We start from the raw sequence: 6,900 nt of genomic DNA, 5'->3' as shown, positions 1-6,900 counted from the left end.
CTTTGCCCTGCAGATAATATTGCCATTCATCGGCGTTCGGATGCCAATGCATCTCGCGCATGCCGCCGGGCTCGACCGTCACGAGGGCCGCAGCGACCGTCTTCGAGGCTTTGAAGTTGCTGCTGTCGGCAATCTGTATCTGGCCGCCGCTATTCTTCCGGACCGGCTCGGATCGGGAGAGGCGGAAGATCACCGGTTCGTCCTTGGGTTCGGCCTCAACCGAGAGCTGGTCCAAACGCAGCTCGCCCGGCTCCTCCCCCTGGAAGATCCAGAGGTTGTGGAGCGGCATGTCGCGGAAGGTTTCGGCCGGCAGGCCGAAGTTCTTCGCCAGCACCTCCAATGGAACATGGGCGAAGAAATCCGTCACCAGGAGCGTATTACTCTCCGATTGCTCGCCACCGTCGAAAGCCAGGACGAACTCGGCTCCTGTCGGCCCGAGGCCCTGGAGCGAATGCGGTATGCCGGCAGGAAAGTACCAGAGGTCGCCCTCCTCGACGTCCTCCACGCTGGGACGGCCATATTGGTCCACCGTCGTCACACGGCACCAGCCGCGGGTCATGATCCCCCATTCTGCAGTCTGGTGCCAGTGGAGCTCCCTGATCCCACCCGGTGCCAGGTGCATGTTCACTCCAGCGATTTCCTTGGAGAGATGGAAGTCACTTCCCGTGACCTCCCTGGCCCACCCGCCGCGTTGCACTCGCTTGGGCGAGATATTGAACGAGGACCAGAAGAAGGGCTGCGTGCTGACGTCGGTCGCCGGCGGGTTGCCTTGGGACGGGAAGAGGGATTCCATCACCGCGTCCTGCGGCCCGGTGCTTCGAAGGCTTTCCAGATCTCCGACGACATTGACCTGACCTTCCGCCGGAAGGTCCGGATTTCCGGCCGCCGGTATCTCGTGGCCGGTCTGTGACACTGATTGGTGCTCGTTCGACGTCATCATCCAGTTCCTTTCGGCGAGTTCAAGGTGCGGCCACTTCCGCTGGTCGGGCTTGCTTTGGCTGTTTGCACTGCGAGAAACAGAGAGGCGGCGGCTGGGACAAGGAAGACGCTGGCGCCTGCTAGATCGTACGCCGCGGCGCCCAGTCCGGCCGCAATGACGAAGACCAGCCATTGGCCTGCATTGTCCCACACCTTGCCAGGCGCACCCGTGACCCGATCGCCGAGCACTTCCCCCAACCGCACCAGTGCCCCGGTCACCATCGTTCCGACCGGTACGCCATTCTCTTCACGAATGACCTGGTTCAGCATTCCCATCGCGATGAGCGCGGCGAGAAGCGGGAAGCTGCCCACTTCCACCATGCCGCCGATGGCGGTTGCGGTGAGCAGCGCCGCAACGATGCAAAGCAATAGCGGGCGGGCCAATCCGGGCCTCGCGTTGGCAATGACCCGTCCGATTGCCGCGCCCGCTACGAATATGACGGGCGGAAGCAGGAACTTCGACACTCCGGCCCAGTCCCATTCGCCTTGGCCGAGGCGAACTCCGAGTTGCGTGGTGTCACCGCTCATGAAAGAAACAAAGATGCCCGAGAACATGAGGAAACCGGCCGCGTCTACCCATCCGGCGCATGCCAGAATGGCCAGGCCGAGCGCTCGCTCGAAATTTGCGGGGTCTAGGGGCTCGGTCACGGAGGAGAGCCATTGAAAGCGTTGCGTTGCAGTTCGCATTGAGCGTGAGGGTGGCGCAGAAATGGTGCGGAAAGAGAGCGGCCCCAATTCGACATCGACTTCGGCGCCTCCCATCTGAGCGGGGCATATCGGAGCGCGAGAATGGCCTCTATCGATCGCGCACGCTCGCTGCGGGATTGCACGCCGAAGCCGGTTGTATGCCTCAGTTCCGACCAGACGCTTCGGTCTCAGCTACGTAGGGCCGGAAGCCGTAGCGCTCGAAGATTTCCAGCGCAGCGGGTGAGGCGATGAAGTCCAGCCACTCCTTCGCCGCCCTTTTGTGAAGGGCAGCCCGAACGGCCGCGCCCGCGTAGATACCCGAGACGTTCTGGTCCGGTTGTATGTCCACATATTCGATCGGATTTCCGATCTGCATCTGGAAGAGCGCCTCCGATTTCCAGGTCACGCCGGCCGAGACCATTCCTTTCATGAGGAACAAAGGTGTCTGGCGGTGGTGAATCTGCGTCAGGATTGAGGTCCCATCGGCGACCTTAGTCTCGTAAACGGATTTCTCGAGGGCGGGCCCTCCGGCGTTGACCAGGGCTTGCTTGATCTGCGTGGCCACACCCTCGAACTGCGGATTGGGCATCGCCAGGCGAAGGCCCGGGCGGGATAGGTCGGTGAGGCTGCGGATACGAGCCGGATTGCCCTTCGGCACCATGATCGTGAGGGTATTCGTCGCATATGCCGTCGGCGGGCCGACTAGGATCCCTTCGGAGATCAGCCCCTTCACCTCGGAAAGTCCGGCAAGATAGATGTCCGGTTTCACCGTCCAGGTCATGTTGCCAACCGTGATCGTTCCGCCCGCCCGGATCTGCTGCGCGAGAATCCCGGGCGGCAGAGTCTCCCAAAAAAGCCGCCCCTTGTAGTGCGGGTGGAGTCGCTCGAACGCTTCGACGAGGGGCGCCATGGCAAAGAAGTAGTTGCCGCCGACATAGAGAACGAGCTTCGGGTCGTTGAGTACGCCATGGAAGTCGGCGAGGACGTCGATGTCCGGAATTGTGAACTCAACCCCTCTCACGACCGCATCGTTGTTCCTTCCATGCTGCCAGGGCGGGTTCAGCGCGGAAGAAGGAGGCTCGACACTGGGGGCCGGTGGTGTCTGCGCCATTCCCGTGCCGCCTCCCATGATCATCCCTGCCATGGCCATGGCGGCACAGAGTTTCCGAAGCATGCGCCGGTTTTCAGGTGGCATAGTGGAACCCCACGTGCTGGAGCTCCGGTAGGGTTCCGACTGCCCCGGGCGTGATGACAGCATCCGCGATGAGGTGGTTCGTTAGGTCGGCTGCGAGGGCCTCCTGCGTCAGCTTGTCGGGATTGACGCCGTCCTGGAGCAGAGCCGAAGCCAACTCCCAGACAGCATTGTGACACGCTCCGAAGACGACACCCCGCCGCACAAGCGCGGGGATGGTGTTGTTGTGAAGCGAGAAGACGCCGTCGGCTGCTTCGAAGTCGTCGGGATCGGCGCTTGCTGCCTTTTGATCGAGGATGAGGCTGTTGCTTCTGAACGCCCCGCCGGTGCGGTCGGCCAGCTTGTACTTGGCCCAGGCCGCTTCATCGTAAAGCGCAAGTTGAGCGGTCCCGTGGGTCATGGAGACCGCCAGGAAGTCGGGGTGCCGATATGACCAGATCTGGTTGTTGAGCGCATTCCGCATCGAATTCAGCCAGGGGCCGGCAATGTCCTTATTGTCCCAGACCTGCTTGTGCGGCGGCCGATAAGCGAGGACGGCGGAAAGCGCCTCGTGGTCCCACAGGTTCTTGTCCCGGAGGATCATGGGGACGGTCTTGAAGCTGCGGCGGCGCGGCGCTCGCGCCATGGCGTCCATGAGCTCGCGGAGATCCCGTGCGGCGTTGGGGACGACCTCAGTTGGAGCGGCAGCCGCGCGGGAGGCGAAAAGACCAAGGGCGCCGGCTCCAGCTGCGGCAAAGGTGGCCAGCATCTTGATTGCAGCGCGGCGGTCCTCCTCGCCATGACCACTCCTGCTCACCGGCCTGCCGCCCGGCCGGCTCGGCGGCTCCAGCCCCATTTCATGAATATCTTCTCGCCCTCCGGAGAGCTGAGGAAATCGAGAAAGGCGACGGCGGCGGGCTTTTGCTTACCTTGGGCGGTCAGGACCGCGCCCATGTCGCGATAGATCCTGTATTCAGGCTCGACGGGCACTGCGTCCGCGAGGTCCGGGTTCGCGACCTGCCATATGTCCCAGATGAGCCAAGCATCGAGCGTGGGATCCGCAACCCAGGCCTGTTTGGCCTCCGCGCTGTTCTTTGCGAAAGTCTGGATATTGGCGCGGAATCTCTTGACCGTATCGAGATCTCCGAGCCGCCCGGCAACGTCCTCCCAGAGACCCTGCTGGCCAGAGCCATTGACGACAAGAATCCTCCTTCCGGGCGCAAGGAGATCCTTAAGGCCGCGTATTCGGGCGGGGTTGCCCGGGCGCACGAGAATGGTTGAGGGGCGAAGGTAGAGCGGGACTGCATCTTCCGATCGTAGCTGCCCGTCCATGGCACCGACGAAATCGGTCATCATCGTCTCGGCGCCGCTGTACAGGAGGTCGGCATCGACCTTCGCCTGGGAAATCCATTCCGTCGTCGGCCCAGCGGTGACCTTCACCTGAGTTCCGGTCGTTCGCTCGAACGTGGCGGCGGCTTCGCGCATCGCCGGGTATGGCCCGCCGGGTCCGTAGACCTGCAAAGTTTCAGGTGCCGAGCCGGGCGAGGTCGCCCCCAGCACCATTGCAATAACCAGCGAGCTGAGCATTTCGAAACTCCTCCTGCCCGATTGAGGCCGTTGAGGAGTAAGGCTGCGGAAAGGCGCATTCTTCCCGATCTGCACAGGACGCATCAGAATGCACTGTGGCGTTACCCATACCTCATCGATTGGAGGGTCTGCGCTCCCCGTGGAGATCCATCGCGCTGCAACCGGCTTGTCTCAGTTCCCTCCATCGTCCCGGCGTTTCGTCCAGGAGACGGCGGAAGACGGTGGTGAAATGTGCCTGGGTCTGAAAGCCGACGCTGAGGGCCACTTCGGCGAGCGGCATCGAGGTGGTACGAAGGATCTCCTGTGCCCGCTCGATCCGTCGCCGCATGAGATATTCGTGCGGCCGTATGCCGGTTGCGGCTCGGAACTGCGCCGCAAAGTGCATCCGGCTGAGGCCGGCCGACCTAGCAAGGTCCGCGAGGGACAGCGGCTCTGAAAGCTCAGCCTCCACATACTCGAACACCCGCTTGAGCCGCCATTTGACCAGCCCCTGGCGCTCCGCCGAGGCACATCCGCCGAGCTGCGCTCGGCTGCACAGTCGTGCGACTATGGCAAGGCTGATGCCCTCGACGTACAGGTCGGCCGCGGGCACATCGAATTCTGCGGACTTCAGCAAGAGCCAAGCCATGCGCTCAATAGCAGGGTCGGCCACCGGCAGCCCCGAGTTGTCGGGTGAAAGCGGGAGTGCCCCACCTTTGTTGTTCACCCCGTCTATCAGCCCCGTCGGTACGAAAAGGTGGAGAACGTCGCATGGGCTTCGGAACTCCGCACTTGGGGCTGAGCCTGCGTTGGTGATGTGCACCCATCCTGACGGCGCTTTGCCGTTGTAGACCTGCCGGCCGTCCACAGCGAGCGACAGGTCCATCGGTCGTAGCGCGAGCTCGATCGTCACGCACTCGGCGTTGCCGGCCACCTCGTAGCGTCGGGCCTGAGAGGCGTCCTCCCGCCAGCGACCGAGTGCGATACCCGATGCAGTACGGGCCGCTGGGCGCTGTCGCCAGCCGAGTTCGTGCTCGACCCCGGGAAACGTGCCGCAATTCTTCTTTACTTCGGCGATGGGGCGCACGCAGCTGAACGGACGAGGCTGCTCAGGGTCGCGGCTTCTGAAGGGAATGACTGTTCGGCAGTCTTTGGCTGATCGGGCGGTGTTCAGGGATGACATGCTCGGTCCTCGGGGTCAGGGGGCTCGGCGGCGTTGATCGCCGCTCCACCTGTTCGAGGCTTGCCTCCTCCGGCGGAGCGAACCCAGTCAGGCCTTGTGAGATGTCATTTGGCCGACATTTGCGGTGCCTCCAGATCGACGGCCGGCAGTGGCTCCTCAGCGTCCAGAAGTGCCCGGAGATAACGCCTCGTTCCTTCCCGGAAGATCATTTCCCCACGTCAGTTCACTTTGGCGGCAGCGCCACGGATGTCGAAATGCGGAACATGACAGCCGTACGTGCCACTGCCTGCCAGCAAATACCCGACGAGGTGAAAGCATGATCGAAGTTGACGCACGAGACTTGGTGGAGATGCCGAGCACGCTGTCTTTTCTCGAAACAGTGGACCTGGTCGAACGCGCCATCCAAGCGGCCGGCCTGAGCATCTTCTTCCGCATAGACCACGCAGGAGCTGCTCGGTCAATGGGCCTCGACATGCCTCCAACGGTAGTCATCTTCTACGGCAGTCCGCGGGGAGGGACGCCCTTGATGCTGCAAGCGCCGAGCGCCGCGCTCGACCTTCCGTTTCGCGTTCTGGTGCGGGAGGCCACATCGGGGGAAGTGCTGGTGGCCTTCCATCCCATCCGCCGCCTGCTCGAGCGCGCCGGAGTTCCTGCCGAGGCCGCGGCGCGGGTTGAGCCTGGGCAGAACATCATCGTCGAAGCGCTCAGAGCCGGGCCCAAGATGCGCAGCTAATGAGTGGGGACCGCTGACGCTTCCTCATTGCGCGGTCGCGATCATCCCGATCGCAGCGAACGCCAGGATGAACGTCGTCAGCCACCCTAACACGGACAGGGCGCGCGGCGTGGTGAACGCGCCCATCGCATCGGACCGGCTCCCGAGCAGAAGAATGAGCGCGAGGATGGGTACCGCAGCGACACCGTTGACGACCGCCGCCCAAACCAGCGCCCTGACAGGATCAAGCTCCGTGAAATTGATCAAAGTGCCGAGGAGCGTCGCGGCGGCGATGACAGAATAGAAGAGTTTTGCATGGCCCGGCGCTCGGCTCAGCCCCACGTGCCAGTCGAGGATCTCCCCAAGTGCGTAAGCGGCCGATCCGGCAAGCACCGGCAAGGCGAGCAATCCCGTTCCGATGATACCAAGAGCAAAGAGGAGGAACGCGAACTCACCGGCAACGGGGCGCAAAGCTTCCGCCGCCTGCGCTGAGGTCTGGATATCCGTGATACCTCTCGCATGGAGGGTGGTCGCCGCCGCCAGCAATATCGAGAGCGCCACGAGATTGGAGAAGCCCATTCCGACATAGGTGTCGAGGTGGAT

The 6,900-nt window shown here is 63.0% G+C and carries 8 protein-coding genes; 1 reads left to right on the top strand and 7 read right to left on the bottom strand.

The genetic code is table 11. The annotated features are described in order from the left end of the window. The 6 genes from VF662_RS07145 to VF662_RS07120 form a co-directional block, all read right to left on the bottom strand. A partial coding sequence (locus VF662_RS07145; protein ID WP_464139329.1) for a cupin domain-containing protein occupies positions 1-913 on the bottom strand: 913 nt, incomplete at its 3' end. 23 nt (positions 914-936) lie between these two features. After that, positions 937-1,626, bottom strand: coding sequence for a YoaK family protein (locus VF662_RS07140; protein WP_464139327.1), 690 nt, complete (start codon positions 1,624-1,626; stop codon positions 937-939). A gap of 202 nt (positions 1,627-1,828) precedes the next feature. Further along, entirely contained in the window at positions 1,829-2,923 is a 1,095-nt protein-coding gene (locus VF662_RS07135; protein ID WP_464139325.1) for a molybdate ABC transporter substrate-binding protein, read from the bottom strand. Continuing rightward, a complete protein-coding gene (gene tetH, locus VF662_RS07130; RefSeq protein WP_464139323.1) occupies positions 2,850-3,653 on the bottom strand; it encodes a thiosulfate dehydrogenase in 804 nt (267 codons plus the stop codon). The genes VF662_RS07135 and tetH overlap by 74 nt, the downstream gene beginning before the upstream one ends. Next, positions 3,650-4,423 carry an extracellular solute-binding protein gene (locus VF662_RS07125; protein ID WP_464139321.1) on the bottom strand — a complete coding sequence of 258 codons (774 nt, stop codon included), beginning with the start codon at positions 4,421-4,423 and terminating at the stop codon, positions 3,650-3,652. Before VF662_RS07125 ends, tetH begins: the two co-directional genes overlap by 4 nt. A gap of 112 nt (positions 4,424-4,535) precedes the next feature. Further along, positions 4,536-5,585 carry a helix-turn-helix domain-containing protein gene (locus VF662_RS07120; RefSeq protein ID WP_464139319.1) on the bottom strand — a complete coding sequence of 350 codons (1,050 nt, stop codon included), beginning with the start codon at positions 5,583-5,585 and terminating at the stop codon, positions 4,536-4,538. Positions 5,586-5,901: 316 nt separating this feature from the next. Between VF662_RS07120 and VF662_RS07115 the strand changes: the two genes are divergently transcribed. Further along, positions 5,902-6,318, top strand: coding sequence for a DUF302 domain-containing protein (locus tag VF662_RS07115; protein ID WP_464139317.1), 417 nt, complete (start codon positions 5,902-5,904; stop codon positions 6,316-6,318). 24 nt (positions 6,319-6,342) lie between these two features. On the opposite strand, the gene VF662_RS07110 is transcribed toward VF662_RS07115, so the two are convergent. Then, the coding region (locus tag VF662_RS07110; RefSeq protein ID WP_464139315.1) for a divalent metal cation transporter at positions 6,343-6,900 on the bottom strand (558 nt) is incomplete at its 5' end.

The sequence above is a fragment of the Allosphingosinicella sp. genome (assembly GCF_036387215.1).
Taxonomy (GTDB): Bacteria; Pseudomonadota; Alphaproteobacteria; order Sphingomonadales; family Sphingomonadaceae; genus Allosphingosinicella.
This window is presented reverse-complemented; position numbering and strand designations above follow the sequence as displayed.